At 65.0% G+C, this 26,684-nt stretch carries 26 protein-coding genes and 1 pseudogene; 9 read left to right on the forward strand and 18 right to left on the reverse strand.

Annotated elements, in window-relative coordinates; translation table 11 throughout:
- Positions 1–4: 4 nt before the first annotated feature.
- Positions 5–805, reverse strand: coding sequence for an SDR family oxidoreductase (locus A5740_RS00720; RefSeq protein WP_254849037.1), 801 nt, complete (start codon positions 803–805; stop codon positions 5–7).
- A gap of 2 nt (positions 806–807) precedes the next feature.
- The gene (locus A5740_RS00725; protein WP_371454700.1) at positions 808–1,335 is read right to left on the reverse strand and encodes a GNAT family N-acetyltransferase; all 528 of its coding nucleotides are present in this window, start codon (positions 1,333–1,335) and stop codon (positions 808–810) included.
- Between A5740_RS00725 and A5740_RS00730 the strand changes: the two genes are divergently transcribed.
- Positions 1,273–1,545: a hypothetical protein gene (locus A5740_RS00730; protein WP_076190664.1), complete on the forward strand. Its 273-nt coding sequence runs from the start codon at positions 1,273–1,275 to the stop codon at positions 1,543–1,545. The genes A5740_RS00725 and A5740_RS00730 overlap by 63 nt on opposite strands.
- 86 nt (positions 1,546–1,631) lie before the next feature.
- Here A5740_RS00730 and A5740_RS00735 read toward each other — a convergent pair whose 3' ends face one another.
- Both A5740_RS00735 and A5740_RS00740 read right to left on the reverse strand, forming a co-directional pair.
- Entirely contained in the window at positions 1,632–2,675 is a 1,044-nt protein-coding gene (locus A5740_RS00735) for a hypothetical protein (protein ID WP_217696672.1), read from the reverse strand.
- Between the two features lie 635 nt (positions 2,676–3,310).
- Positions 3,311–3,886, reverse strand: coding sequence for a chloramphenicol phosphotransferase CPT family protein (locus A5740_RS00740; protein WP_076190748.1), 576 nt, complete (start codon positions 3,884–3,886; stop codon positions 3,311–3,313).
- Positions 3,887–4,256: 370 nt separating this feature from the next.
- Here A5740_RS00740 and A5740_RS00745 point away from each other — a divergent pair, with 370 nt between their 5' ends.
- Complete coding sequence (locus A5740_RS00745; protein WP_139334865.1) at positions 4,257–5,033, forward strand: maleylpyruvate isomerase N-terminal domain-containing protein; 777 nt, start codon at positions 4,257–4,259, stop codon at positions 5,031–5,033.
- A gap of 458 nt (positions 5,034–5,491) precedes the next feature.
- Here A5740_RS00745 and A5740_RS00750 read toward each other — a convergent pair.
- The 3 genes and pseudogenes from A5740_RS00750 to A5740_RS00760 form a co-directional block, all read right to left on the reverse strand.
- Positions 5,492–7,626: pseudogene (locus A5740_RS00750) on the reverse strand (hypothetical protein); the annotation flags it as partial.
- A 224-nt stretch (positions 7,627–7,850) separates the two neighbouring features.
- Entirely contained in the window at positions 7,851–8,312 is a 462-nt protein-coding gene (locus A5740_RS00755; protein ID WP_076190671.1) for an SRPBCC family protein, read from the reverse strand.
- A gap of 94 nt (positions 8,313–8,406) precedes the next feature.
- A complete protein-coding gene (locus tag A5740_RS00760) occupies positions 8,407–8,868 on the reverse strand; it encodes a MarR family winged helix-turn-helix transcriptional regulator (protein ID WP_076190672.1) in 462 nt (153 codons plus the stop codon).
- A gap of 215 nt (positions 8,869–9,083) precedes the next feature.
- Here A5740_RS00760 and A5740_RS00765 point away from each other — a divergent pair, with 215 nt between their 5' ends.
- Genes A5740_RS00765 through A5740_RS00775 form a run of 3 tightly spaced genes read left to right on the forward strand, consistent with a single transcriptional unit; the run spans position 9,084 to position 12,890 of the window.
- Positions 9,084–9,578: an MmpS family transport accessory protein gene (locus tag A5740_RS00765; protein ID WP_139334866.1), complete on the forward strand. Its 495-nt coding sequence runs from the start codon at positions 9,084–9,086 to the stop codon at positions 9,576–9,578.
- A complete protein-coding gene (locus A5740_RS00770; protein WP_175616125.1) occupies positions 9,575–12,412 on the forward strand; it encodes an RND family transporter in 2,838 nt (945 codons plus the stop codon). Before A5740_RS00765 ends, A5740_RS00770 begins: the two co-directional genes overlap by 4 nt.
- 1 nt (position 12,413) lies before the next feature.
- Positions 12,414–12,890, forward strand: a complete 477-nt coding sequence (locus A5740_RS00775) for a hypothetical protein (protein WP_076190677.1) — start codon at positions 12,414–12,416, stop codon at positions 12,888–12,890.
- Here A5740_RS00775 and A5740_RS00780 read toward each other — a convergent pair.
- Positions 12,832–13,647: an LLM class F420-dependent oxidoreductase gene (locus A5740_RS00780; protein ID WP_076190678.1), complete on the reverse strand. Its 816-nt coding sequence runs from the start codon at positions 13,645–13,647 to the stop codon at positions 12,832–12,834. The two genes, A5740_RS00775 and A5740_RS00780, sit on opposite strands and share 59 nt — an antisense overlap.
- Before the next feature lie 62 nt (positions 13,648–13,709).
- On the opposite strand from A5740_RS00780, the gene A5740_RS00785 reads away from it, so the two are divergent.
- Positions 13,710–14,816: a glutamate--cysteine ligase gene (locus A5740_RS00785; RefSeq protein ID WP_076190680.1), complete on the forward strand. Its 1,107-nt coding sequence runs from the start codon at positions 13,710–13,712 to the stop codon at positions 14,814–14,816.
- On the opposite strand, the gene A5740_RS00790 is transcribed toward A5740_RS00785, so the two are convergent.
- The 5 genes from A5740_RS00790 to A5740_RS00810 form a co-directional block, all read right to left on the reverse strand.
- Positions 14,806–16,020, reverse strand: a complete 1,215-nt coding sequence (locus tag A5740_RS00790; RefSeq protein ID WP_076190681.1) for an Nramp family divalent metal transporter — start codon at positions 16,018–16,020, stop codon at positions 14,806–14,808. The genes A5740_RS00785 and A5740_RS00790 overlap by 11 nt on opposite strands.
- Positions 16,021–16,093: 73 nt before the next feature.
- Positions 16,094–16,396, reverse strand: coding sequence for a hypothetical protein (locus A5740_RS00795; RefSeq protein WP_076190683.1), 303 nt, complete (start codon positions 16,394–16,396; stop codon positions 16,094–16,096).
- Positions 16,393–16,620: a hypothetical protein gene (locus A5740_RS00800; protein ID WP_076190685.1), complete on the reverse strand. Its 228-nt coding sequence runs from the start codon at positions 16,618–16,620 to the stop codon at positions 16,393–16,395. Before A5740_RS00800 ends, A5740_RS00795 begins: the two co-directional genes overlap by 4 nt.
- Positions 16,621–16,670: 50 nt before the next feature.
- On the reverse strand, positions 16,671–17,744 hold the full coding sequence (locus A5740_RS00805) for a Gfo/Idh/MocA family oxidoreductase (RefSeq protein ID WP_076190687.1): 1,074 nt from the start codon (positions 17,742–17,744) through the stop codon (positions 16,671–16,673).
- An 8-nt stretch (positions 17,745–17,752) separates the two neighbouring features.
- The gene (locus tag A5740_RS00810; protein WP_076190688.1) at positions 17,753–18,544 is read right to left on the reverse strand and encodes an SDR family oxidoreductase; all 792 of its coding nucleotides are present in this window, start codon (positions 18,542–18,544) and stop codon (positions 17,753–17,755) included.
- Positions 18,545–18,706: 162 nt separating this feature from the next.
- Here A5740_RS00810 and A5740_RS00815 point away from each other — a divergent pair, with 162 nt between their 5' ends.
- On the forward strand, positions 18,707–19,177 hold the full coding sequence (locus A5740_RS00815) for a glucose-6-phosphate dehydrogenase (RefSeq protein ID WP_076190690.1): 471 nt from the start codon (positions 18,707–18,709) through the stop codon (positions 19,175–19,177).
- 293 nt (positions 19,178–19,470) lie between these two features.
- Positions 19,471–19,650: a hypothetical protein gene (locus tag A5740_RS28965; RefSeq protein ID WP_254849038.1), complete on the forward strand. Its 180-nt coding sequence runs from the start codon at positions 19,471–19,473 to the stop codon at positions 19,648–19,650.
- A 1-nt stretch (position 19,651) separates the two neighbouring features.
- On the opposite strand, the gene A5740_RS00825 is transcribed toward A5740_RS28965, so the two are convergent.
- From A5740_RS00825 to A5740_RS00835, 3 genes are all read right to left on the reverse strand, one after another.
- The gene (locus A5740_RS00825; RefSeq protein ID WP_076190694.1) at positions 19,652–20,572 is read right to left on the reverse strand and encodes a Ku protein; all 921 of its coding nucleotides are present in this window, start codon (positions 20,570–20,572) and stop codon (positions 19,652–19,654) included.
- 49 nt (positions 20,573–20,621) lie between these two features.
- Positions 20,622–21,545 carry a carbohydrate kinase gene (locus A5740_RS00830; protein WP_076190696.1) on the reverse strand — a complete coding sequence of 308 codons (924 nt, stop codon included), beginning with the start codon at positions 21,543–21,545 and terminating at the stop codon, positions 20,622–20,624.
- 73 nt (positions 21,546–21,618) lie between these two features.
- Positions 21,619–22,323: a hypothetical protein gene (locus tag A5740_RS00835; RefSeq protein WP_076190698.1), complete on the reverse strand. Its 705-nt coding sequence runs from the start codon at positions 22,321–22,323 to the stop codon at positions 21,619–21,621.
- A gap of 73 nt (positions 22,324–22,396) precedes the next feature.
- Here A5740_RS00835 and A5740_RS00840 point away from each other — a divergent pair, with 73 nt between their 5' ends.
- Positions 22,397–24,667: an ATP-dependent DNA ligase gene (locus A5740_RS00840; protein WP_076190700.1), complete on the forward strand. Its 2,271-nt coding sequence runs from the start codon at positions 22,397–22,399 to the stop codon at positions 24,665–24,667.
- 56 nt (positions 24,668–24,723) lie between these two features.
- Here A5740_RS00840 and rnhA read toward each other — a convergent pair whose 3' ends face one another.
- Together rnhA and A5740_RS00850 are read right to left on the reverse strand one after the other, a co-directional pair.
- Positions 24,724–25,182 (reverse strand): ribonuclease HI, encoded by a 459-nt coding sequence (gene rnhA, locus A5740_RS00845; protein ID WP_076190701.1) that lies wholly within the window; start codon positions 25,180–25,182, stop codon positions 24,724–24,726.
- Between the two features lie 59 nt (positions 25,183–25,241).
- Positions 25,242–26,636 carry an acyl-CoA dehydrogenase family protein gene (locus A5740_RS00850; RefSeq protein ID WP_076190703.1) on the reverse strand — a complete coding sequence of 465 codons (1,395 nt, stop codon included), beginning with the start codon at positions 26,634–26,636 and terminating at the stop codon, positions 25,242–25,244.
- Between the last annotated feature and the right edge of the window lie 48 nt (positions 26,637–26,684).

Genomic DNA, 26,684 nt, shown 5'->3' on the forward strand with positions numbered 1-26,684 from the left:
CAGCTCATGTCTCGATCCGTTTCATCTGCTTCGTCATCGGTCGTTGCGCCGCTGGCGTTGACAGCAGCGGCTTGAGCCACCGGGTCGCGGCGACCCACCTCGGCACGTGCACGTAGCGTGCGCGGCGTTCGATCGCGGTGACGAGCCGAGCCGCGCACTCATCGACCGCAATCGGACGACGCAATGGCGGCGGCAAGGCTGCGAGCAGCTTGGCGAAACTGGGTGCACTGGACTTGGTTTCGCCAAGCATCGGGGTGTCGACCAGTGACATGTGAGCCGAGCCAACTCTAACGCCGTGGGCTGATAGTTCCATCCTGAGCACATTCGCAAACTGCTCGGCGCCGGCCTTGCTCGCTGCGTAGGACGCCATGCCTGGTAGCGCTGTGTACGACGACACCGATGAGACCACCAAGACATAGCCGCGACGTTCGATGATCGACGGCAACACGGCTCGGACGGTGTTGAAAACACCGATGACGTTGGTTTCGATGACCCGCCGGAAGTCGGCCGGCTCGACGGTACGCACCGGCGCCCACTGCTCGATACCGGCGTTGGCCACCACCACGTCGACTCCACCGAATCGCGCTATAGCCGTATCGGCCGCAGCCTGCATGCCCTCGAAATCGGTGACGTCACATGTGATGCACGCGACGGTTTTGTCACCGAGTTCAACGGCAAGGCCCTGAAGAGACGCTTCGTCGATATCGGTGAGCACCAAGCGGGCGCCCCGGTGATGGAGCAGCCGCGCGATGCTGGCTCCGATCCCGCGCCCCGCTCCGGTGATCATCACGACGCTGCCTGACATCATCATTTCCCTCCGCCGCCCATCCCAGGGATGCCTCGGAAATCTTTGCGCATCGACACCCCCCGTGCGCCCCGCCCTTGACCGATCTCGTCGAATCCGTGACGTCGGTAGAGCGCGCGGGCGGGGTTGTTTTGGTGCACGTTCAGACAGAGCGCGTCATACCTTTGCGTACACCGCTGTGCCAGTTCGTCGAGTAATGCGCCGCCTGCGCCGGCAGGGCGGCCAAGCAGGTTCTCGGCGACGATCACGTCGTCGTCATTGCTGGGCAGCACACTTCGAACGTCGTCGGAGTTGGCCGCGGGCAGTGGCCGGCCTTCGAGAACGCTTGCCTGACGGGCTATCTCGACGATGAAGACACGATCCTGAGGGGTTGCGGGACGCACTCGCCACGGATCGCTCATGGCTGGGACGGCCAGCACATTCAGTCGAACCCCCTTGCCTTCGGCATCAGCCGCGGCGAGCACGCTGTGAATGAGGCGGCCGCCGATACCTCGCCGTTGAAGGTGCGGGGCGACTTCGATGAGCCCGATATAGACGTCATCACCCTGCTCGACAAGGTTGAGTCGGCCGGGGTCGGCACCGTCGACAACGATGACGTGGGTCGTAGCGAAATCGATGGTGCGGTGCAGGTAGGCACGTTGCTCGTCGTCGTCCCACCCCCACGCTTGGTCGACGTACGGGCCCAGCGTGTGCCGATGCAGGTCAAAGAAAGCCGTGCCTGCTCGGTTTCGTCGGGCTAGAACTTGGCGATCGGAAGGTCTGCAGTGGCGTGGGCAGTCTGGTCCACAGCGGGCTACCCAAGATGTCGCTTGCAGGAGGCGCCCAGTCAATCTAGTGCGTGACTGGCAAAGAGATCGGCGACTCGCGAGAAGGCCAGCTTGGGTTGCCAAGGTGGCATCGCTTGCGATCGGGGGTCGTCATCTGGCCAAGTTTTGACTAACGAATAGGCCACCATATCTAGGTCTTTTGCACCTTCGCCGTATCGATGCGAGGGGAACGAGAACACATAGACGAATGCTGCGTGGACGCCCTCGGAGGCGTACACGTCGAACTGTTCGGCGATGTAATCCGCCTGTTCAGCCTCGCTGCGCACCGGCACCTGACCACCTTCGAAGTTCCCGCTGCCGTCCTCGTTGACGCCGTTGAGGACCATGAATCCACCGCCGCCACGCTGAGCGGCACCCTCATAGGCACAGCAGCCGAACTCCATCACGGCTACCGGCTTATCGTGCTTGTGGAGCGCGCGCAGTCCGTCGCGGTAGACCTCTTCTGTCTCGTCTTGCCGGTAGTAGTCGACGCCGACGATGTCGAACAGAGTCCAGTCGATGTCCTCCCAAGCGCCAGCCGAGTAGGTCACTGGACCGGCGAAATGGGCCCGTGTCGTCTCCACGAAGGACCGTAGCGCGGCATTGAGCTCAACAGCTTTTCGGGCCAGGATCCCCGCTCCTTCGGCGTTGGGCGCGCCTTCGCTGGTGTACAAGAGGTTGCCCATCCACGCGATACGCTCCAAGACCGTTGATCCGGGATAGATTCCGTCACAGAAGATCGAAAACTCACATGAGGTGACAAAGACGATGTCGACGCCACGTTTCCGGAGCTGTTCGGCAGCCGTTGCTGCGGCGGCGAGGTAGTCACGCGTGTCGTTAATGCCGGCATTCATCTTCCATGGGTTGAAGTAGACCGACAGTCCCATGCTGTGCGCTGATTGTGTCGCGGCTACCAGTCGGGGGATATCTTCACCCTCGACGCGCACTGCGTTGGCGTGTAACTGCTCTGCGATGACGCGCATGTCGTGGTCGACGAGGTCCTGATCATACGGTTCAACCGACAGCCGATCCGGGGTGAAGCGCAAACCTACGTCGTAAACCACACCATAATGGCGCATTTCACGATACTCCTCGCCGTTGATTAGATGACCTACTAATGACAGTAGCGCCCTGGCCCCGGATGTTCGGTACGAGTGGCGTGTTCGCGCTCACAGCGCCTCGCAGTACCTGGACGGCTGTACTGACTGAGAGGTTGGGTACACGGCTGGCCGGTGGTTGACCGCTGAGTGCCGTGTGGCCGCAGTGATTCTAGGCGTGCAGCCAGCGTGGGTATTCCTCGCGCGGGTCTACTGCGCATGGCTGGTGTAGGCGTAGTCCATTCGTCGGCCTTGCGCGGTAGAAGCGCCCCACCGTGCCATCGGTCTGCGTCCGGTACTGCCGAGTGCGGTGGTGCTCGACGTCATTGAGTGCGTCACGAAAGCCATGTGGTCGGATCAGAATTCGTTGTCGGTCAACGCATTACGGACATCAACTACGCACTGACGCGCAGAGGTTGCGAAGTTCTGACACAGGTGCCCTGGCGGGCTACAGGTACATCGCCACTCCGACCACCGTGGCGACGACGAGCGTGCGCACGGCGATGAAGCGGCCACCGCGTTGATCGCACAGACCGCGATGAGGCTGTTGGTTTGCTGGTTGAGAATTGGTGGCGAGAGTTCCACGTGGTGGGTATTGCTGCCTACCGGCGCCTGCGTCGCAGAGCGTGAAAGGCTCGAACAGCTGGGGCTGGATGGTGCGCTAAATATTCACGAATGCGCGCCGCGCATTCGTGAACGTCGTCGGCGCTGGTGTCCACCTCAACGTCGTAGAGACCATGATTGTGGGTGGGCGCTATCTGGGCGGCAGCCGTGCCGACCGGGCGGTCGCCACGAGCGACTTCTCGCTCGATCAGGACTGCGGCATCACAGTGCACGCCGACAAAGACGACATCGACGTCTGCCATGACGGTCAGCAGATCAGCGAGCCGCCATGGCTCACTCAGGACGTGATCCATCACGATGTTGTTGCCTGTCAATGCCATTGCGCGAACTGCGCGGTGGAACCCGGCGCGGGTGCGGCGCAGGACCTCGGTCAAACTCGCTTCATCGAGATGGTGAGTCTGCGCTTCGGCGCGCATCGCCCCGAACATGTCCACACCCATGTGAAACCACGGTGTGTCGAAGTCAGCGAGAAGCTGACGAGCCAACGTGGACTTACCTGAGCTTGAGACGCCGTTGAGTAACACCACCTGTCCGATAGCTGCGGCGCTGACCATGAGAGTCATTCTTCCGTGTTTCCCACAGCGGATATATCCACAGTACGTGTGGACTAGTCCGGCTCTGGCGTACGTCCATTCCGGAGTGCTGATCGCCATCGGGGACGCGGTGTCGGAGGATGGCAGTTTCAGGGAAGTCCTCTCGTGTCCACGAAGTTGTTGGCGGCCAGCAAATCTCGGCGGTCGTCGATATCGAATTATTGGCCATCGGTCACATACACCAGAGGTGGTTGTCCGGAGTCCATCAGCCGCAAAAGCGCGTCGGTGACCCGGCGGGTGCGTGTGAATGGGCCCGGACCATCAAAATCGATCCTTACTATTACCTTAAATATCGCTTATTTTTCTTATTTTTTGTGTAGGGTTGCTGTGCATGGACCCACGTAATGGAGAGGGCAACGACAGGGCGCAACGTGGCCATGCGCCTGTGCTCCTGCCGATCAGCGACGCGGGCGCGGCATACCGGCTGATCTTCGAACGTGTCGATGCGCTGGTACGCGGGCGCGCCGGGATCGCTGATCTGGCAGTGCCGGCATGTCCTGGCAGGAGCATCCAACAGGTGATGGCGCACCTGGCTGGCGTTGCCCAGGACGTCGTTGCGCTGAATTTGGAAAATAAGGGCAGTGGCCCGTGGGCGGACGCACAGGTCGCACGGCTAGGCGCCCGCAGCGTCGATGGCTTACTCGACCTGTGGCGACAGTCGCTCGACGAGGTGGCAGCGAACCTCGCTTTTGCATCGGATGTTGGGGTATGCCAGCTCGTATTCGACACCCTGACCCATGAGCATGACATCCGTGGCGCGCTTGGCGAGCCGGGTTCTCGCGTTGGTGATCTCGCGTGCCAGGTGGCTCTGGGGTTCGTGACAACGATGGGAGACCAATTCATCCGGCAAGCGCAACTGCCGGCGCTGTGGTTGAGCACTCCGACCATCGGTTCTGTACAACTCGGTGACCCAGTGCGCGGTCACGTCGCACTCAACGTCTCGGATTTTGAGGCCCTGCGTTCCTTTGGTGGTCGCCGCAGCATCGGGCAACTGCTGAAGCTCCCTTGGCATGGCGATCCGAATAACCTAATGCCCGTCTTCACCGACGTGCTTCCTGCTTTCACCAACGGCGGCATACGACCTCCAGTCGACGACCTCATCGAATGATCGCCAACGCACTGCGCCGTCGGACAGGTCCGGCCGCACAGCGTTCGGTCACCGTTGGGCGAGTGCATACCGAGCCCACCTGGGTTTGAACAATGGCTGATGCCGTCGACCGGCTTCGGGCGGTGGTACGGGTCGTGACGGTTGTGAAGGACGTTGAGGCCGAACGAGCCATGCTGGCTGACACTTTGGAGGTTGTCGGCCCAGGTCCCCCGGGGGCGGGCGACCTATCGAATAGGTATGGAAAACCCATAGGGACGATTCATGCTAATCGCCGAGCGCCGAATCGGTGGCATCGGGCCATCGCGTGATGTGTCGGTGGTGGACCATCACCGGGCCTCGCCTACCCGCGACCCGAACACATCGGAGGTGGACACTTCGGCCCCTTCGGTGACGCGGGCTCCGACCGCGGCTGCTCCGAACGTTGATGAGGTGCTTGCCGCGGGGCGGGCGCCTCGCGGGCCGGCGGTTCCTGTCGTACGGGCGCCTCCCGCGCTGGTCGCTGTCGCGCAGGCGCCTCTTGTGGAGGTGCTTGCTGAGCGGGTGGTTGCCAGACCGGGGCCGGGCGTTCGGGAGCTTGGCGCTCGCGAGCCTGCCGCTCGGGAGCCTGGTACGTGGGGGCCGGTTCTTCCTTGGGAGACGGAGCGGGGGCCGGAGCCTGGGGCTCGGGCGCGGGTTCCTGCCACACCGGTGCCTCGCGAACAGGGGCCGGTGCCGTGGAGGCTGGGGCCTCGGGCTCAGGGACCTTGACCTGGGGCGCAGGGTCGCGCTGCACCGGAGGCTCTTCCGGTGCGTTGCGCTGTTGCGCAGGCTCCTGCTGCTTGGGTGCCTCTGGGGCGGCAGGCACTTCGGGCGCCGGCGCCTGCGGATCGGGAGCTGTCTGGCGCGGCGCTGGGGCCTCGCGGGGGTGCTCCGGCGCAGAGCTGGGTGGGCTCGCCGGTTCGGGCTGGTCGGGCGTGGCGGCAGCCGGGTTCGGCCGATCGCCACGCGGCGGGGTCGCCGGGAGCTCCGACGAAACATCCAGGTCTGCCTCCGGGGCCGGTGCAGCATCCGGTTTTCCACGCGGTTTGTCGCGCGTCGGCGGCGTATAGGCAGGCACCGGCGAAATCTTGGGTGCGCTGAATGTGGGGGACACCTTCGACGGCGGTACCACCGGTGCGGGCGCCGACAATGCCGGTGGCGCGGCGAATGCGGTTGCATCACGCGATGCCTGGCGGCTTTCCTTCGGGGCGTCGGGGCGCTGCCCCAGCATCGACGACGGCTGCCACCCGTCGACGGGACTGGGCCGTGGCGCCAGATCGCGGGCGAAGTTCCGGGCGGACTTGTCGGCGAGATCTTTCATCAGGCGCCCGGACGTACGTGTCGCCTTGTCGTTGGAGATGAACTGTGTCAGTGAGGCATTCAGGTTCACGACCGGAGAAGAGATGTGGATGTCGATTTTCGTGCGGACGGGGAAGGGCGGTGGCGCCCAGTCGCGATTGCGCGGATTGTGCCAGTCGCGGTTCCTGTTCCAGTCCTGGTAGAGGTGCGGGTTGAATCCATGAGCCCGATCCCACAGCGTGCGGCGGTACACCGGGTTGTGGTTTCGGAACTTCCACAGGTAATACTGCCGATACGGATGGTGACGGTCGTACCAGCCCTGGTTGCGCGGATCGCCCGGGCGGTCGCGGTGTTGGCCCCATTCGTTGCGGCCGTTGCGATCCCAGCCGTAGCGGTCGTAGCCCGCCCAGTTATAACCTGCCCAGTTGTAGCCCCAGCGATCGTAGCCCCACCGGTCATAACCCCAACGGTCATATCCCCACCGGTCGTAGCCGATGAAGTCGTAACCGTACTGGTTGTAGCCACCGAGGTCGTAGTTGTACCAACCGCCGGGGTTGTAGCCGTAAAGCTGACCCCAGGACGGGTCGTAGTAACCCAGGTTTGACAGGTTCGGCGTCACCGGCGGGTCGACGGGCTGCGGCCAGTCGGCCATCGGAGCATCCGGAACCCCGGGCGGCGCCGGGGCGTAATCGTCCGACGCGCCATATCCCCACGTCGGCGCGGTCGCGCTGGTCAGTGCCACAGTGTCCTGCTGCGGGACGGCCGGGTCGGCGGCCTGCGGCGCCGCAGGCGGGCCAGGCGGGGCGGGCAGCGGCGCCAGTTGGAACACCGAATCGGGCGTGTACTGCAGAAGTTGTTGTGTCAGTTGAAGATAGAGATTTTGAAGACTGGTCCGCTCAGGCGACGGTGCGAGGTAGTCCAGGTCCTGCTTCGCCTGGTTCAGCGCGGTGCGGGCGTCGGTCAGTTGATCGGCTGTGGGCTGCTGCCCACTGCCGAGGATGTCCTGCGCCTTCTTGAGATCGGCGACCACCGTGGTCAAGGCGACGGCTTGAGCGTGACCGGGAAACACGGTCCGCGTCACGCCCCAGAGCGTGCCGCCGGGTGCGGTCTGATAGGCGGCGCCGAGCACGCCGACGACGAGCACGCAGACCATTGCGGCCGCGACGGCGGCCTTGCCTCGGCGTGAGCGGGGCACGAACCTACGTCGTCGTCTCGGCAGGGGTTCGACAGGTTCCACAACGCTCTCGAGGACCGGTCGGGGCCCGAGGATCGTCACGTCGCCCTCCTCAACTACGGCCAGATGGCCGTGCTCGCGCCGCTCCCGACCGCGCGGATTCAGATGTCCCGGGGCAGGCTCGTCCAGCCCGGTATCTAATGACTACCACAACTGCTAAGTGCACCTAAATTTTATTTATTCCCGCCGGGCGCACCGGTCGACGCCGGCATTCTCATCAACCCATAGCTGACGCACAGGGAGGCACAGGAAGGCGGGGTTTGCCGCTATTGCTCGTCGCTCTCCACCACGGCCTTGATCCGTTCGAGGGTCTTGCGCATGTCGCGCACGTTGCGGCGGGTGCGCAATTGGCCGCCGAGCAATGAGAACAGAGTGGTGAAGGGTCCCGGTGTCATCCGGAACGACTCGGTGACGTCGGTCTCGGTGCCGGCCGGCTCCAACCGGTAGTGCCAGTTGTTCACGACCCGGTCGCCGACGAAGACCGCAAAGCCGAACTCGCGGCCCGGTTCGCAGGCCGTCACCTTGCACGCCGTCCAGTAGACGGGTCCGATCTCGTTGCGTTTGACGTGCCCGCGGAACCGCGCGCCGAGGGCGGGCCCGGTGGCTCCGCCGAGCCATTCGGCTTCCATCACCTCAGGCGAAAACTTTCCGGTGTTGCGGACGTCGGCGATGAGGTTCCAGATGCGGTCCGCTGGTGCGGCCATCCGCACGGTGACCGAGCCTTCCATGGACATTGCGCCAAGGTACACCGGTGTAGACACCGACTACGGATCTTCCAGGGTTCGCCGCATCGGTAGCCGGAGCGATCGTCGACGTATGACGCTAGGCATCGGTGTTGTCGGCGATTTCCCGCAGCTGATCGACCAGTCGTGTTGCGACTTGAGCAGCGAGCCACAACGTGGTCTGGTCATCCTCGGGCAACCCGGCCAGCAGGGCGGTGATGCGTTCCTTGCGTACGACGGCACGCTCCTCCCACAGGCGGTGGCCGCCCTCGCTCACCTTGACCAGGCAGGCCCGTCCATCGTCGGGATCGCTACAACGCTCAAGCAGCCCTTGGCTTTCCAGACGTTGCACCAGCTGCGTCATGCCCGACTGGCTCGCCCCTTCCGCCTCGGCGAGCGCGGTGACCCGCATCGGGCCCTCGCGGTGGAGCCGAACCAGAACCAGCGTCGCGCTCGCGCTCAACCCGTTGCGGTCGGCCAGGTGTCGCCACATCAGGTCGGCGCTCGCCACGAGCAATGCCGAAACAGCTTCCACGCCGCTGTCGGTAGGGGAGCCGGTCACTGCTCATTTATATCACTAACGGGAAGTAAAGCCGTCCACCGAGGGCTGCTAGTTGTCTCGGTGGAGGCCCACGGATGTCGCCGTAACAAGCGTGAATTCCACTTATTTACATCGCTAATACCGGGTGCAACGCACCTGTCAACCTGCTGTGAATCTGAGTCGAAGCGCTGCGCGGCCTTGAGGAATGATTCCTGTATGGGATATATATTTCCGTCATGATCGGCGAGCAACCCGCAAGCGGGCGTGGCGATCGAGAACCCCACAGAGTCAGACGCAGACCACGAAGCCTGGCCATCCTGAATCGAGGATGGCTGCCGCTGGTCACCATCATCGCCCTCGGCGTGGGTGGGCTCGGAGTGTGGAAGGTGCACCAGATGTCCGAGCCGGGACCGGTGCCGACGGTCCTCGCCGCGCAGGCACCCGAGCAATTCACGCCCAAACGGCTGACCTATGAGGTTTTCGGCTCGATCGGTGAGGGCGGGATGCTCAGCTATGTCGACATCGACGGGCATCCGCACGCCGTCGAACTCTCCGAGCTGCCCTGGACGCACACCGAGACGACGACGCTGACAGTGGTCTCCGGGAGCATCTCCGTACAAGTCAACGGGGGAGAAGTCGGGTGCCGGATGCTGGTGAATGACGTTGTGCGCAATGAACAGTCGTCCACCCACGCCGAGGCTGACGTCACCTGCCGGGTCAAGTCCGCATGAGCACGCATCGGGCGAGCCGGCCGTTCGTCGCGCGGTCCGTGCGCGTCCTGGCGGTGCCGATCATCGTGTTCTGGGCGCTTCTGGCCGTCGCGACGAACACATTCATCCCGCAGGTCGAACGGGTCGCCGAGGAACTCGCCGGGTCGATGATCCCGAGCTACGCGCCGTCACAGGTCGCGATGTTGCGGATCGGGGAGAAGTTCCAGGAGTCCACCTCCACCAGCCTGACCATGCTGGTGTTCGAGGCCGACCGGCCGCTCGACGACGGTGATCACCGGTACTACGACGATCTGATGAACCGGCTCAAGAAGGATCCCGAACATGTCCAGTACGTGATGGATCTGTGGGGCAAGCCCATCACGGCCGCTGGTGCCCAAAGCGTGGACGGTAAAGCGACTTTCGTGCTGTTGCGGCTCGCCGGAAACATCGGGCAGCTCCAGGCCAACGAGTCGGTCAACGCGGTGCGGGACGTCATCGCCGACGACACCCCGCCCCCGGGACTCAAGGTGTACGTGAGCGGGGCGGCGCCGCTGGCGGCGGACACGCTGACCATCGCCAACTCCAGCCTCAACAACATCACGATCCTGACGATCATCCTCATCGTGATCATGCTGCTGGTGGTCTACCGCTCGGTCCCCAACCTGCTGGTGCCGCTCGTCAGCGTGCTGATCGAAATGCTGGTCGCCAAAGGCGTCATCGCGACGTTGGGGCACTTCGGCATCATCCCGTTGTCCTCGTTCGCGGTGAACATCGTCGTGGCCCTGACGCTGGGCGCCGGAACGGATTACGGCATCTTCCTGTTGGGGCGTTACCAGGAGGCCAGACAGGCCGGTGAGAGTCGTGAAGATGCGTACTACACCGCCTATCGCAGCGTCGCCCCCATCATCATCGGCTCGGGGCTGACCATCGCCGGCGCGTGTTACTGCCTGAGCCTGGCCCGGTTGGACTACTTCCACACCATGGGGCCGGCAGTCGCCATCAGCATGCTGTTCACCATCGCTGCCGCGTTGACGCTGGCGCCGTCGCTGCTCACGTTGGGCAGTTTGTTCGGCCTGTTCGATCCGAAGCGCGTCACCAAGGGGCATCTGTACCGGCGGATCGCCACGAGTGTGGTGCGGTGGCCGAAGCCCGTGTTCGCGGCGAGCGCCGCCATCGTGATGATCGGCGCGGTTTTCGTGCCGACCTACCGGGTCAGCTACGACGATCGGGCCTACCAACCTTCCGATGCCGCGGCCAATCTCGGCTTCGAGGCCTCCGATCGGCACTTCTCGCAGAGCAAGTTGTTCAGCGAGATGCTGATGATCGAGAGCGATCACGACATGCGCAATTCCGCAGATTTCATCTCACTGGACCGGGTGGCCAAGAGCCTGATCCGGCTGCCGGGTGTCGCGATGGTGCAGAGCATCACCAGGCCGCTGGGCCGGCCGTTGGAGCACGCCACCATTCCGTATCTGTTCACCACTCAGGGCAGCGGCAGCGGCCAGCAGTTGCCGTTCACCGAGCAGCAGAACGAGAACACCGACAGGCAGGCCGAGATCCAGGCACGTTCGGTCGAAGTGCTGCAGAAGGTGATCGGGCTGACACAGCAGATGGCCGACGAACTGCATTCGACGGTACTCACCTTGGAGAACCTGAAACAGGTCACCGATGACATGAACGCCGGGATCTCGAACCTCGACGACTTCCTGCGTCCGCTGAAGAACTACTTCTACTGGGAGCCACACTGTTTCGACATCCCGGCCTGTTGGGCGATGCGGTCGCTGTTCGACTCGCTCGACGGTATCGACAGCCTCGATGCGCAGATCGCTGATGCCGTCACGTCGTTCGAGGCGATCGATCGGCTGTTGCCGGAGATGATCTCGCAGCTGGAGCGGATGATGTCCGACAGCAGGGCACTGCTGGGTGTCATCACCAACAACTATGGGCCGGCGCATCTGCAAGCCACACAGACCGACCAGACGTACTACGACCTGATCAACGTGGGCAACGACTTCGACCAATCCCGCAGCGACGACTTCTTCTACATCCCCAGGGAGGCATTCGACAACGAGGACGTCAAGACCGGCATGCAGCTGATGATGTCGCCGGACGGCAAGGCCGCCCGGTTCATCGTCACGCATGACGGCAATGCCATGGGACCCGAAGGAATCGACCACGTCGAACAGTTCCCCGACGCGATCAAGGCGGCGCTCAAGGAAACCTCGCTGGCCGGCTCCAAGATCTACATCGGCGGCGCGGGGTCGAACAACAAGGACATCAAGGCCTACGCCGCGTCCGATTTGCTCATCGTGGCGATCGCCGCCTTCGTGCTGATCTTCCTGATCATGCTGTATCTGACCCGAAGCCTGGTGGCGGCCATGGTGATTCCCGGCACGGTGGCCTTCTCCTATGCCGGTGCGTTCGGACTGTCCATCCTGGTGTGGCAGCACTTGATCGGACTTCACCTGCATTGGCTGGTGCTGCCGCTGACCTTCATCATCCTGGTCGCGGTGGGTTCGGACTACAACCTGCTGCTGATCTCACGGGTCAAGGAGGAGTCAGGCGCCGGGTTGAACACCGGGCTGATCCGCGCGCTCGGGAGTACCGGTGGCGTGGTGACATCGGCGGGCCTGGTGTTCGCGTTCACGATGCTGGCGATGTTGATCAGCGATCTGCGCACCATCGGTCAGGTCGGTTCGACGGTGTGTATCGGGCTGCTGCTCGACACGTTGATCGTGCGTTCGTTCGTCGTGCCGTGTCTGTTGCGCTTTCTCGGACCATGGTTCTGGTGGCCGACGTTCATCCGCCAGCGCCCGTTGCGGCACCGGCCGTCACCGCAGCGGCAGGCGGTGTGACATGACGACCTCAACCCTGTTCGGCATCCTGTCGATCATCTCCTTCGCACTGATCTGGGTGTGCGCCGCGGTGGCCTTCGTGTTCACCAGACGAATGATGGGACACCGTCACGTCGTATCGGAACTCGGCATCGGCACCCTGCCGGCAACACTGCGCAAAGTACGCCGGCGTGAGGTGCTCACCGACGACGAATTGCGCCTGGCCCAAGAGGTTCTCTCCGACCGTGGCAGCGTCATGGCGCTCGCGGTTCCGGCCACCCTGTTCTGTATCGGGTGCTTCTACGTGTTCGGCAGCCTCGAGCAGCTGCATGGCCACACCCCGTCGGAGCGAACGTTTCTCGGTGTGTTCCCGATGCTCACCTCGACCAACATGGCGATCCAGATTCTGCGCAGCGCCCGGCTGAAGCGACGCGTGGTGCTCAGCGAAGCTCCGCGATCACCTTTCCGAAGGCGTCGGCGTGGGTGGCCTGCACGATGATGTAGCTGATGCCGTAGTGCTCACGTAGCCCACGCAGATGATCGGCGATGGCACTCACCGACCCGGACAACACCCCGGGATGTCGCAGTAACTCTTCGTCGCTCAGCCCCGGCAGATAATGCCTGGGCATCTTCAGGTTGGGCATCTCGCTGCCGGGTGCGGGCATCGCGGTGACGGCGATGTTGAGTTCGATCTGGTCGAATCGGTCGCCGGCGGCGTTGCGCAGGAACGTGATTCGCTCTGCCAGTGGATCTCCGGCGACGTGGTCACCGCCGGTGAGACCGATGATGTCGGCCGTGGCGGCGGCCACCGTCAGCAGCCGGTCCCCGTTACCGGCGATGAGGATCGGGATGTCGGGGGCGTGCTCGTGCAGGTATTCGGTGGTGTGCCGCAGGTAGCCGATGCGCTCGCGCGCGCTCGGGAACGGTAGTTCGGCAGCCTCGAATTCTTCGCGCACATAACCGGCTCCGAGGCCCAGGTCGAACCGGCCGCCGGACAGATCGCGCAGCGCGGTGGCGTCGCGGGCCAGCAGTGCGGGCTTGTAGAAGCAGGCGTTGAGCACAAAGGTTCCGACTCGCAACGTGCTCGTCGCCGCGGCGACCGCGGTGAGTGTCGGGAACGGTGCGGGGGCACCGAGATGGTCGGGCACGTTGAGCACGTCGAAGCCGAGATCTTCGGCGCGGCGCGCGGCCTCGGTGATCTGCGATTGGGATTCGGCGGTGCGCAAGCTGACACCGAAGCGGAAGTCCTTGGGCATCACCCGATCTTAGGCACCCTCACCTGACGTTTGGGAGTACCTGCGGTGGGCAATTCTCAGCCGTGACGAGTCATCCGACGGTGGGTGTGGAGGAGGAGTTCCTTCTCGTGGACCCGCAGGGCGGCGAACCGATCGCCCGCAACAAGCAGGTTGCTGCCACTGCCGCCGAGCACGGGGTGGAGCTGCAACTGGAGCTGACCAGCTGCCAGGTGGAGACCGCCACCGAGGTGATGGACACCAGCAGTGCGTTGCGCTCCGAGCTGATCAGGCTGCGCCGCGTGGCCACCGAAGCCGCTGCCGCCAACGGGACACAGTTGTTGGCGGCGGGTCTGCCACCGACCGTGCCGCACACATTCCCGGTCACTCCGACGGCGCGCTACCGCCGAATCGCCGAGCGCTTCGGCATGATCGCCCATGAACAGGGCATCTGCGGTTGCCACGTGCATGTCGCGGTGCCCGGCCGGCGACATGCCATCTATGTGAGCAACTGGCTGCGGCCGTGGCTGCCCACCTTTCTGGCGTTGACCGCCAACTCCGCGATCTACCGCAACGCCGACAGCGGCCACGCCAGTTTCCGTAGTGTGCTGTGGTCGCGGTGGCCGAGCGCAGGACCACCACCGCACTTCGATTCGGCCGCCCACTACGACGCGATCGTCGCCATGATGGAGCGGTCCGGCGCGGCAATGGACGACGGGATGATCTATTGGGACGTCCGCCCGTCGGCCAACTTTCCCACCGTGGAGGTGCGCGTCTCCGATGTGCCGGCCACGGTGGCCGAGACAGTGCTGCTGGCGACTCTGATCCGGGCCGGGGTGATGACGGCGGTGCGTGCCCACGACGAAGGTGAAGTACCGGCGCGGGTGGGCGATTACGAGATCCGCGCTGCACAGTGGAAGGCCGCTCATGACGGGCTGGACGGTGAGGGCCTCTATCTGCTGGGCGAGCCGTCGGTGCTGCCGATCCGGGACCTGCTGGGCCGCTACGTCGAGACGGTGCGACCGGCGCTGGAAACATTGGGCGACTACGACATGGTGACCGGGGAGCTCGACCGCATCGTCACCGAGGGCAACGGTGCGATGCGTCAGCGTCGGGCCTGGCGGCGCCGGGGCGAAATCGACGATGTGATGAGCGAATTGGCGTCGGCGACGGTCAGTGGGCTCAACCTGTGACGGTCAGATAGATCAGCACCACGTTGAGCACGCTGATCAACCCGGCCACTGCCCACCCGAGTGCCGTGGTGACCCGATGGTTGACGTCACCGCCCATCAGGGCTGCGTTGCTGGTCAGCCGCACCAGCGGGATCAGGGCCAGCGGTATGCCGAACGAGAGCACGACCTGGGACAGCACCAGGGCTCGGCTGGGATCGACGCCGATGGCCAGGACGACCAGGGCGGGAATCAGGGTGACCAACCGGCGCAGCAGCAATGGGTAGGTCCGCCGCAGCAGGCCCTGCATGATCATCGCCCCGGCGTAGGCGCCGACGGAGGTGGACGCCAGTCCCGAGGCCAGCAGGCCGATGGCGAACAGCAGGGCCACCGTCGGCCCGAGGGTGTCGCGGACAGCGGCGTGCGCACCCTCGATGGAATCGGTGTTGTCACGACCCTGCAGGTTGGTGGCCGCGACGAGCAGCATGGCCAGGTTCACCGCGCCGGCCACCAGCATCGCCAGCCCGACGTCGTACCGCGTCACCTTCAGCAGCAGCCGACGGCGTGGGCCCGGTTCGGGATGGCCGTGCCGGTCACGGGCCAGACCTGAGTGCAGGTAAACGGCGTGCGGCATCACGGTGGCGCCCAGCATCGCAGTGGCCAGCAGCAGGCTCTCGGCGCCCTCGAAGCGGGGAATCAGGCCGGCCGCCACCTCGCCCGGCGGTGGCGTCTCGACGAAGAGACTGGTCAGGAACCCGATCGCGATGACCATCAGCAGGCCGGAGATCACGTGCTCGAACATCCGCTGGCCGCGGCGGTTCTGCACACCCAGCAGGATCAGGGACACCACTCCGGTGATCACGCCGCCCCACAGCAGCGGCAGGTCGAACAGCAGGTGCAGGGCGATCGCCCCGCCCACCACTTCGGCGAGATCGGTTGCCATGGCGACCAATTCGGCCTGCAGCCAGTAGGCGATCCGGGTCGGGCTGCGGGTGTGGTCGGCGACGGCTTCCGGCAGTGAGCGGCCGGTCACCAGGCCCAGCTTGGCCGAGAGGTATTGCACCAAGCCGGCCATGACGTTGGCCACCACGATCACCCAGACCAGCAGATAGCCGAACTGTGCGCCGGCGCTGACATTGGCAGCGACGTTGCCGGGGTCGACATAGGCGATCGCGGCGACGAAGGCCGGTCCGAGCAGCAGCCAGCTCGACGACGTGCGCGTCTTCATGTCCAACAACGGCCCAGCTTTCTATCCGGGTATGCGAATAGAAAAGTTAGGGTAGCCGAAACCTTGCCGAACGTCAGCGGCGGGGGTGTCGGCCGCCACCGCCACCGCCGCCACCGCCGTGGTGGTCTCCGCCGCCGATGTCGATCGCGATGCCGGGGATGCCGTCGTAACAGAGCGCGGCATACGCCGGATCGCAGCCATACGGGAGAGCGGGCCCGGTCTGTCTGGGCGTGGCGTTGATCTGCACATTGCCGGGGTTCGAGCACCGTGTCGCGCCGCCGACATCCGTGCACTCCGGATCGGCCGACGCCGACGGCGCGAGCGCCAAACCGGCGGTGGCGGCCAAGATTGCCGCGCCTACAACGATTTTCGTCATCCGATGGGTACGCCTCCCGAACCGAAGATGTCGTTTCCGTACCACGGAACGTAATCCATCGCGGGCGGTGAGGTGACGATCTGCGTGCTGCCGCCGGTCTGGCACTGTGTGGTGAGCGGCGCGAGGTCGGTGCAGGTCGGCGCGGCGGCGGCGATCGGCGTGATCGCCATCGCCCACCACGGCGCGCTCAGCACCACCGCCAGACAACGACGCACGTTGACCATGACTGCTCCGATCGTCGGAGTCAGTCTATGTCGGCACGGCGTGGTTCGGCCTATCCGGCGTAAAGCCCGCGGCCGGTGATCAGAGGCAGATCGAGCGTGGTCCGGATGCCGGGCTCGGCGGCCACGACCGCCGGGATGGCGTTGACCACCCGCGCCGCCGTCGCCACCAGACCGGCATGGTTGTGGTCGCCATTGGGGCTGCTCAGACACAGGTCCAGCGTGTAGGACGGTTCACCCGTCACCACCACGCGATACGAGCCGCCTTCCTGGGCGGGCTGTGGCCAGTCCGGACACAGGTCGTCGCGCAGACGCGTCACGTGCTCCAGCACCACGGCCGGTTTGCCGTCGCGCATGCCGCGCACCTCGAACCGCAGCGCGGCCGTGGTCCCGGCCGTGATGTGCCCGGCGGCGATGTCGAAGTCCTCCGGGGCCGGTACCCGGGTGTGCTCCTCGGTGACCTCGTCGAGTTCGACGCCCAGGCCCGCGGCGAGCTGACGCACCACCGAACCCCAGGCCAAACTCAGCACGCCCGGTTGCAGCAACATCGGCGTTTCGTCGATCGGCTTGCCGAACCCCATCACATCGAACATCACCGCCGGGCTGTTGTACGTCGCGTAGTCGACGATCTCCATGCAGCGGATCTGCTCGATCTGCTGGCAGGTGCCGGCCAGGGCAAGGGGCAGCAGGTCATTGGCGAAACCCGGGTCGATGCCGTTGACGAACAGACTCACCCCACCCTGCTGCGCCGCGGTCTCGATGGGCTCGATCAGCTCGGCGGGCAGCACCTGCCAGGGGTATTGCAAGAACACCGCGGAGCTGGCCACCACATTGACCCCGGCGGCCAGGATGCGGCGGTAATCCTCGAGCGCGTCGGGCAGCCGGTTGTCGGCCAGCGCGGTGTAGACCACACAGTCCGGCTTGTCGGCCAGGATCGCGTCCAGGTCGTCGGTGGCCTGGATGCCCGTCGAAACGTCAAGTCCGGCAAGTTCTCCGGCATCTTTGCCGGCCTTGGCCGAAGAGGACACCCACACGCCGGTGAGTTCGTAGTCCGAGTTGTTGACGAGCTGGGCCAGGGCATGCCGGCCGACGTTGCCGGTACCGATCGCCGCTACACGGATGGTCACAGTTCTCCTCAGAGGTCGGGAATGGGCAGGTCGAGATTGGGCATGTTCAGGCCGCCGTCGACCTCGAGCACCTTGCCGGTCAGGTAACTGCCCGCGGGGGAGGACAGGTACACCGCGGCGGCGGCGATGTCGCTCGGGTCGCCGAGCCGGCGTAGCGGTGTGGCCTTCTCCATCGGCTCGCGCAATGCGTCGTTGGAGGCGACGATGTCGAGCGCCGAGGTGAGGATCGAGCCGGGCGCGATGGCGTTGACGCGGATGCGGGGCGACAGGTCCAACGCGGACAGCCGGGTGTAGTGCGCCAGCGCGGCCTTGGCGGTGCCGTAGGCGGCGAATCCCCGGCCGGCCAGCCGCCCCACCGTGGAGGTGATGTTGAGGATGCTGCCGCCGCCGGAGTGCTCGAGCATCAGCGGAACCGCTGCGCACGTCAGGGCGTGCGCGGTCGACACGTTGAACGTGAACGCATCGCGCAGATCCTTGGTGGAGGTGTTCAGCAGCGGGGCGGGCATGGTGCCGCCGACGTTGTTGACGACGATGTCGAGTTTCCCGAAGGCGTCCACCGCTGCGGCCGCGAGTTCGGCGGTGGCCTCGGGGTGGGCCAGGTCGGCGACGACGATGTGTGCCCGCCTACCGGTCTCGGCGATCTGGCGCGCGACCTCTTCGAGCTGGGTCTCGGTGCGGGCGGCGATGAGCACGTCGGCGCCGGCCTCGGCGAACGCGAGCGCGGTGGCCGCGCCCAGCCCGCGGCCGGCCCCGGTGACGATCGCAACGTTGTCGTCGAGTCGAAATCTGTCCAGAATCACCTACACTCCGTTCCCTTGTTGGGCGCCACCGTAGCAGTACTTAGACGGTCTAGGCGGACAATTCTGAAACATGTTCTAGTTGATCTGGGGTCCCGGAAAGCCTCTGCGCGGCAGCCGTGACGGGCGCACAATAAAAGGGTCGGTTCAAGGTGGGGAGTCGTGATGACCCAGCAGCGATATGACTTCTTCGGCGAGACCTTCGCGCGGTATTTCCGGCCCGCGGTCGATTGCTACCCGCTGACGGCGGCGCCTCTCGTGCATCGCCTGTTGGCCTGTACCGACGACGTGCAGGACCGGTTGGCCCAGGCGCGTCTGGCCGCCGAGGTGTGGGGCGAAGAAGAGTTGGGGCACGCCGGCCACGCCGCCTCGGAGCTGTTCGTCTTCACCCAATGCGGCCTGATGTACGGCGCGCGGTTCGCCGATGCCCGGCACGGCCACTACTACCTGGCCACTCCGCAACCGATGTTCGACGCGCTCGTCGACCAGATCGAGCACACCGCCTTGCGCCCCGGCACGGCGGTCGCGGTCGACCGTCGGTGTAGCCATGATCTGGAATCCGCGCATCCGATGGACGCTGCGTTGCGGCGCCTGCTCGACGAACACGAGGTCTTGCGCGTCGACGTGCCGGTGTAGCGCGTTCTCCCGCCCTTATGTTAACGCCGTGTTTCGGCGGTATTGGCTCCGTATTACCCCGTATGGATTCGGTATGAGTCTGTCCGGCAACGGAATTCGGCAGTTTACGGTTTAGCCCACCTCGCCGAAACCGAAAGGACGGGCAGAATTCAGTGAAACGTAACGTTCAGGGATTGTGTGTCGCCGGTGCCGCGCTGTGTGGGCTGGCGGTGTCAGTTGCGCCGACTGGTGCCGCGCCCACTGAGTCAGAGGCGCGTCAAACCATCAGTGACCTCGAAAGCCAGGGGTTTAGGGTGATATTGAGCAAGGTGGGCACCAAGGCCATCGACGACTGCGCCGTGAGCGCCGTCCGTCAAGGACGTTCGGTCACCGGACCGCAGGTGCCGGTGGGCGCAGCGGGTATCACGTCGTTCAACCCGGGACAGAACCTGCAGTACACGACGGTGTACGTGGACCTCGACTGCCGCCGCTGAGCTACTTCTTGGCGGCGGCCTTCTTGGCCGGAGCCTTCTTTGCCGCCGATTTCTTCGCCGGGGCCTTCTTGGCCGGTGTCTTCTTGGCAGCGGCCTTCTTCGCGGGTTCTTTCTCTTCCGGCTCTTTGCCGCCACCCCGGGCCTTCACACTGGCCTCGAGTTTGGCCAGCAGGTCAGACACGTCCTCGGTCTCGTCGAGTTCGGTGGGCTGCTCTTCCACCGCAAATGCTTCTCCGCCTTCGAGTTTGGCCTGCACCAGCTCGTGGAGTTGTTCTTGATAGTCATCGCGGAACTGGTCCGGCTTGAAGTCGTCGGTCATCGACTCGACCACCTGGCCGGCCATCTTCAACTCGGCCGGTTTGACGTCGACTTCCTTGTCGAGCACCGGGAAATCCGGATCGCGGATCTCGTCGGGCCACAGCAGCGTGTGGATCACCATCACGTTGCGCTTGCTGAAGTCCTTGACCCGCAACGCGGCCAGCCGCGTCTTGTTGCGCAACGAGAAGTGCACGATCGCCACCCGCTCCGTCTCGGCGAGGGTCTTGGCCAGCAGCACGTAGGACTTCGACGATTTGGAGTCCGGCTCCAGAAAATAGCTCTTGTCGTACATCAGGGGGTCGAGCTGATCGGCCGGAATGAACTCGACGACCTCGATCTCCCGGCTGCGTTCCTCGGGCAGCGTGGCGATGTCCTCGTCGGTGATCACCACCATCTGACCATCATCGGATTCGAAGGCCTTGTTGATGTCGCGAAACTCGACGACCTCGCCGCACACCTCACAGACCCGCTTGTAGCGGATGCGCCCGTTGTCCTTGGCATGGACCTGATGGAACTTGATGTCGTGGTCCTCGGTCGCGCTGTAGACCTTGACCGGCACGTTCACCAGGCCGAAGGCGATCGAACCCTTCCAGATGGATCGCATACGCCCAGTATGGCCCACCGATCACGTCTGCAAACGCAGCAGCGCGCACTCAGGACGAAGTCGCGGCGTCCAACGTTGCACGATCGGGCAGGTCGGCACCGGGCCTGCCCACGGTCAGCGCCGCGGCGAGCGCGGCGACACGCAGCGCGCCGGCCAAGGTGTCGGCGCCGATCGCGGCCAGTTCCCGACGCCGGTCGGCACCCAGCAACCCCAGTGACCACAGCGCGTCGAGCAGGCCGGACATGAAGGCGTCACCGGCGCCTACCGTGTCCACGACGCGGACCGGGCGTGCCGGCACGGACACCACCCCGGACCGGCACACCGCGAAGGCGCCGCGTTCACCCGAGGTCACCACGACGATCGACGGGCCCACCTCCAGCCAGGCGCGGGCGATCTGTTCGGGGGAGTGCCTCGAGTCGACCCAGCGCAGATCGTCTTCGGACACCTTGACGACGTCGGCGCGTTCGACGAGCCGGTCGATGCGCCCGCGGGCGATGTCGTCGTCCTGCACCACATCGGCGCGGACGTTCGGATCGAAGCTGATGGTCGCCGACATCCGATAGGCATCCAGCAGCGCGGCGGTGGCGCGACAGCCCGGCTCCAGCACCGTCGCGATCGACCCGGTGTGCACCAGAAGCGGAGTGGCCACCTCGGGTGTGCCCGACAGTTGCCAGTCGATGTCGAACTCGTAGCGGGCCGCGCCCACGGCATCGAGCACCGCCCGCGCGGTCGGTGTCCGTCCATCGCCGGTGCTCCCTGAAACCAGCTCTACCCCAGACGTTTTCAGATAGTCGACGATGCGCTTACCGTGGTCGTCCTCGCCGATGTGGGTGAGGAAGTCGACGCCACGGCCCAGCCGGCTCAACCCGACGGCGACGTTGAGCGGGCTGCCGCCGACGTATTCGCCGATGACGCTGCCGTTGCTCTCGACGATGTCGATCAACGCTTCACCGATGACCAGGGCCCGGCTCATGTCTTCATGGTAGGGGAGGCGATCAGCCATCCGGTGCTCGTTTTGCCGACGTCCGGCCGTGCCGGCGGCGTTGTCACTGCTCGTCCCAGCGACGCATGAGGAGCTCGTCGAGTTCTGCGGCGAATTCGCTCGGTGGGTCGATATTGCCCTCGTAGGCAAGTGTCACCGTTCCGGGGAGGCTGCTGTTCACGCAGTAGTACAGCTGCCCTGAATCTTTCGTGAACCACATCAGCTGTGACGGGTCCGACCCGACCTGGTCAAAGCTCTCACCCGGAAACCAGTCGTATCCGTCGAGGCTCTCCCAGGCGTCGGGGCGCCTGATCCCGTAAGACTGCCAATCCTGGGCGGTAAATCCCGCATGCACGTCGCGCAGGAACGTCTGTACGGCATCTGGAAAGCAATCGAAGAATTCTGCTCTGGGCTGCCCGAGGACGGCCGGATCCCAGCCGAGCCACAATGCCGGAAATTCGTCTCTCGCTTGTCCCGCCACGTAGATGAGAACGTTTTCGACCGAACCGCCCAGTTCTCGGCGGAAGACCCGGACATCGGCGAGTTCGTCTCGGAATCGGCGGGCGAATCCAGGGAGAAGCGCCATGAAATCGCTGCTCCACAACGACAGTGCGTGGTGACATCTTTCGGATGAGGCGACCGCGGACGCGATCGGTCGCCATTTCTGCGGTATCCCTGCCAACTCAGATGAATGTGCCTCGATCGGCATCCATGTGGCATCCCCGCCACTGACCTCGGCGAGGATATCGTCGATTTCACATTCCGCCACGGCGATCTCCCACGTATCGGTGTCGAAATCTTATGTCCGGACACGCCCGAGCCGTCGCGTATAGGTTGGGAAGATGGAGCGTTATGAACGGGTTCGGCTGACGAATCCCGACAAGGTGCTCTATCCGGCCTCCGGCACCACGAAAGCCGAGGTGTTCGACTACTACCTCAGCGTCGCCGAGGTGATGCTGCCGCACATCGCCGGACGTCCGGTGACCCGCAAGCGGTGGCCCAACGGGGTCGCCGAGTCGTCGTTCTTCGAGAAACAGTTGGCCTCGTCGGCCCCGGACTGGCTTGAGCGCGGCACCATCGTGCACAAGTCCGGGACCACCTCGTACCCGATCATCAACACCCGCGAAGGACTGGCCTGGATCGCCCAGCAGGCGTCCCTGGAAGTGCATGTGCCGCAATGGCGGTTCTCGCCTGACGGCAGCCAGGGGCCGGCCACCCGCATCGTGTTCGATCTCGATCCCGGCGAAGGCGTCACCATGCCCCAACTGTGCGAAGTCGCCCACGCGGTGCGGGAACTGATGAGCGACATCGGGTTGACGACGTATCCACTGACCAGCGGCAGCAAGGGTCTGCATCTGTATGTGCCGCTGGCCGATCCGATCAGTTCGCGGGGGGCTTCGGTGCTGGCCAAGCGGGTGGCCGTCCAGCTCGAACAGTCGATGCCCAAACTGGTCACCGCCACCATGACCCGCAGTGTCCGGACGCAGAAGGTGTTCCTGGACTGGAGCCAGAACAACGCGGCCAAGACCACCATCGCCCCGTACTCACTGCGTGGACGCGAGTACCCGACGGTGGCTGCGCCCCGCACCTGGGACGAGGTCGGTGATCCGGATCTGCGTCACCTGCGCTTCGACGAAGTGTTGCAGCGGGTTTCCGATGACGGTGACCTGCTGGCCGGGCTGGATGCGGACGCACCCGTGGCCGACAAGCTGACCACCTATCGCAGCATGCGCGACGCCGCCAAGACTCCCGAACCGGTGCCGGCGGCGTCGCCCACGACCGGCAACGACAATGCGTTCGTCATCCAAGAACACCATGCCCGGCGGCTGCACTACGACTTCCGCCTGGAGCGCGACGGGGTGCTGGTCAGCTGGGCGGTGCCCAAGAACCTGCCCGACACCACGTCGGTGAATCACCTTGCCGTGCATACCGAAGACCACCCGATGGAATACCTGACGTTTCACGGCGAGATTCCCAAAGGCGAATACGGCGGCGGCAAGGTCATCGTCTGGGACACCGGTACGTACGAGACCGAGAAGTTCAACGACCATGCGCCCGACGGTCCCGACAAGGGCGGGGAAGTGATCGTCACGCTGCACGGTGAGAAGATCACCGGGCGCTACGCGCTGATCCAGACCGACGGCAAGAACTGGCTCGCACACCGGATGAAGGACCAGAAGTCGCCGACTCCGGAACCCAAGGATTTCTCGCCGATGCTGGCGACCGAGGGGTCGGTGGCGAAACTCAAGGCCACCGGATGGGCTTTCGAGGGCAAGTGGGATGGCTACCGGTTGTTGGTGGAGGCCGATCACGGTGGGCTGCAACTGCGTTCGCGCCGTGGCCGCGATGTCACAGCCGAGTATCCGCAGTTCGAGGCGCTGGCCGCTGATCTCGCCGATCACCACGTGGTGCTCGACGGCGAGGCGGTGGCACTCGACGACTCGGGGGTGCCCAGTTTCCGCGAGATGCAGAACCGGGCCCGGTCCACCCGCGTCGAGTTCTGGGCCTTCGACATCCTGTGGCTCGACGGCCGGTCGTTGTTGCGCGCCAAGTACTCCGACCGGCGAAAGCTGTTGGAAGCACTGGCCGCCGGTGGAAGACTGATCGTGCCGGAGCCGCTCGCCGGTGACGGTCCCGAAGCGATGGAGCACGCGCGGGAGAACCGGTTCGAGGGCGTCGTCGCGAAGAAGCGGGACTCGACCTACCAGCCGGGCCGCCGCTCGGCGGCGTGGATCAAGGACAAGATCTGGAACACCCAGGAAGCGGTGATCGGGGGCTGGCGCCAGGGCGAAGGCGGCCGCAGCAGCGGCATCGGTGCGCTGCTGCTCGGGATACCCGGCCCTGACGGCCTCGAGTTCGTCGGACGGGTCGGCACCGGATTCACCGAGAAGGAACTGACCAAGCTCAAAGGCATCCTCAAACCACTGCACACCGACCAATCCCCGTTCGACAAGCCCCTGCCGCGACCGGATGCCAAGGGGGTCACCTTCGTGCGGCCGGAACTGGTCGGCGAGGTGCGCTACAGCGAGCGCACCTCGGATCACCGCCTGCGCCAACCGAGTTGGCGCGGATTGCGGACGGACAAGACGCCGGATGAAGTGGTGTGGGAGTAATCCCCACTGCCATTCACCAACCAACCCATCACCGGTGACGACGCACCCTGTGCCGGCTACGCGACCGGTGCGGCGCCGAGCGCTTCCTGCAGCCCCCGCGTCGCCAGTGCGTCAGCCAGTTCATTGTCGGGGACTCCCGAGTGCCCTTTTACCCAGAACCACTCGACCTGATGCTGTAGGCAGGCAGCCTGCAGCCGCTGCCACAGGTCGACGTTCTTCACCGGCTGCTTCGCGGCGGTCAGCCAACCGTTGCGTTCCCAGCCGAGCACCCATTTGGTGATGCCGTTGCGGACATAGGTGCTGTCGGTGTGCAGGTGCACCACCACGGGTCTGGTGAGCGCCTCCAGCGCCATGATGGGCGCCATCAACTCCATGCGGTTGTTGCTGGTGGTTCCCGGGTCTCCGCCGTACAACTCCCGAACGTGCTCACGGTGGCGCAGCACCGCGCCCCAGCCACCCGGCCCCGGATTGGGCCGGCATCCGCCGTCGGTGTGGATGATCACGGGGTCGGTCACCCGCTGAGGATAGGCAACGGCACCGTGTCGCCGCCGCTGCGACACGAGCGGAGCGCATCTCACTTCCGGGGCGGTTGCAACACTTTCATCGCCAGCCGCATCGCCGGTTCCGGTACGTGGTCTTTGGCCGACAGTGCCGCGCCGGCCACCCGGGTCCGAAGCGGTGTGCCCCGACCGAACCACCGGTTCAGCGGCCCGCCCGAGGGTTCAAGGTCCACGTGCAGGGGTGGTTTGCCGTCGGCGGCGCCGAGGGCGTGTGCGATGACGATGCGCTGGATCTCGCTGGTGCCCTCGAAGATCGTGTACAGCTTGGCATCCCGGTACCACTTCTCCACCGGATGCTCGGTGATGTAGCCCCAGCCGCCCATGGTCTGGATGGCCTGCTCGGTGGCGCGGACGGCCACCTCGCTGGCGGCCAGCTTGGACATCGACCCCTCGCCACGCTCGAACGGCACACCGGTGGCGGCCATCCAGGACGCCCGCCAGGTGAGCAGCCGGGCCGCGTCGATCTGCGTGGCCAGATCGGCGAGCGGAAACGCGATGCCCTGGTTGTCGATGATCGGTGCGCCGAAGGCCACTCGCCGGTTGGCGTACTCCGTGGCGTATTCCAATGCTGCCCTGGCGATTCCGAGAGCTTGGGCGGCCACCATCGGCCGGGTCTGCTCGAAGGTTCCGAGCGTGGCGGAGCCGGAATGTCTGCCGCCTTCGACCGCCTCGCGGGCCCGGGCCAGCTTGTGCTCGAGTTTCTCGTGGCCGCCGAGCAGATTGCCGGCCGGGACCCGGACATTGTCGAACGTGAGCTCGGCGGTGTGTGAGGCCCGGCAGCCGAGCTTGTCGAGTTTGCGCACCATCTCCAGACCGGGGGTGCCGCCTTCCACGATGAACAGCGCCTGGCCCTTGTGCCCGAGTTCTTTGTCGACGACCGCGTTGACCACGTGCACATTGGCGATACCGCCGTTGCCGATCCACATCTTGTGGCCGTTGATGATCCAGTCCGCGTCAGGTCCCGACCCGTCGCGGACCGCGTACGTGCGGAGGTTCCGCACATCGCTGCCGCCCTCGGGTTCGGAGATCGCCAGCGCGGCGAGTTTCAGATCACCCGGTGTGCCGAAGCATTCGGGTGCCCACTGCAGCATCTGTTCGGGTGAGGCGGCTTGACCGATCGCCGAGAGCGCCAAGGCCGGCATCACAACGGCCAGGCCGATCCCCGCGCAACCCCAGAACAGCTCCTCCATGAACATCGGGAGGGACAACCCGCTCGGGTCACCGATCAGATCGCGATAGAACAGCGGGTTGTAGAAACCCTGCACGGCTGCTTCTTCGAGCACCGGCCACGGAAATTCCTGGCGTCGGTCGTAGTCGGCGGCGACCGGGCGTACGACCTGCTCGGCGAACTCGTGGGTACGTCGGGCCAGGTCGTGCTGGGCGGCGGTGGGCGTGATGTCGAATGCCACGACGAGTCGGGTACCCAACTTCTACCGCTGCCGAACTCGGCGTGGACG

This window comes from Mycobacterium sp. GA-1841 (assembly GCF_001954135.1).
Taxonomy (GTDB): Bacteria; Actinomycetota; Actinomycetes; order Mycobacteriales; family Mycobacteriaceae; genus Mycobacterium.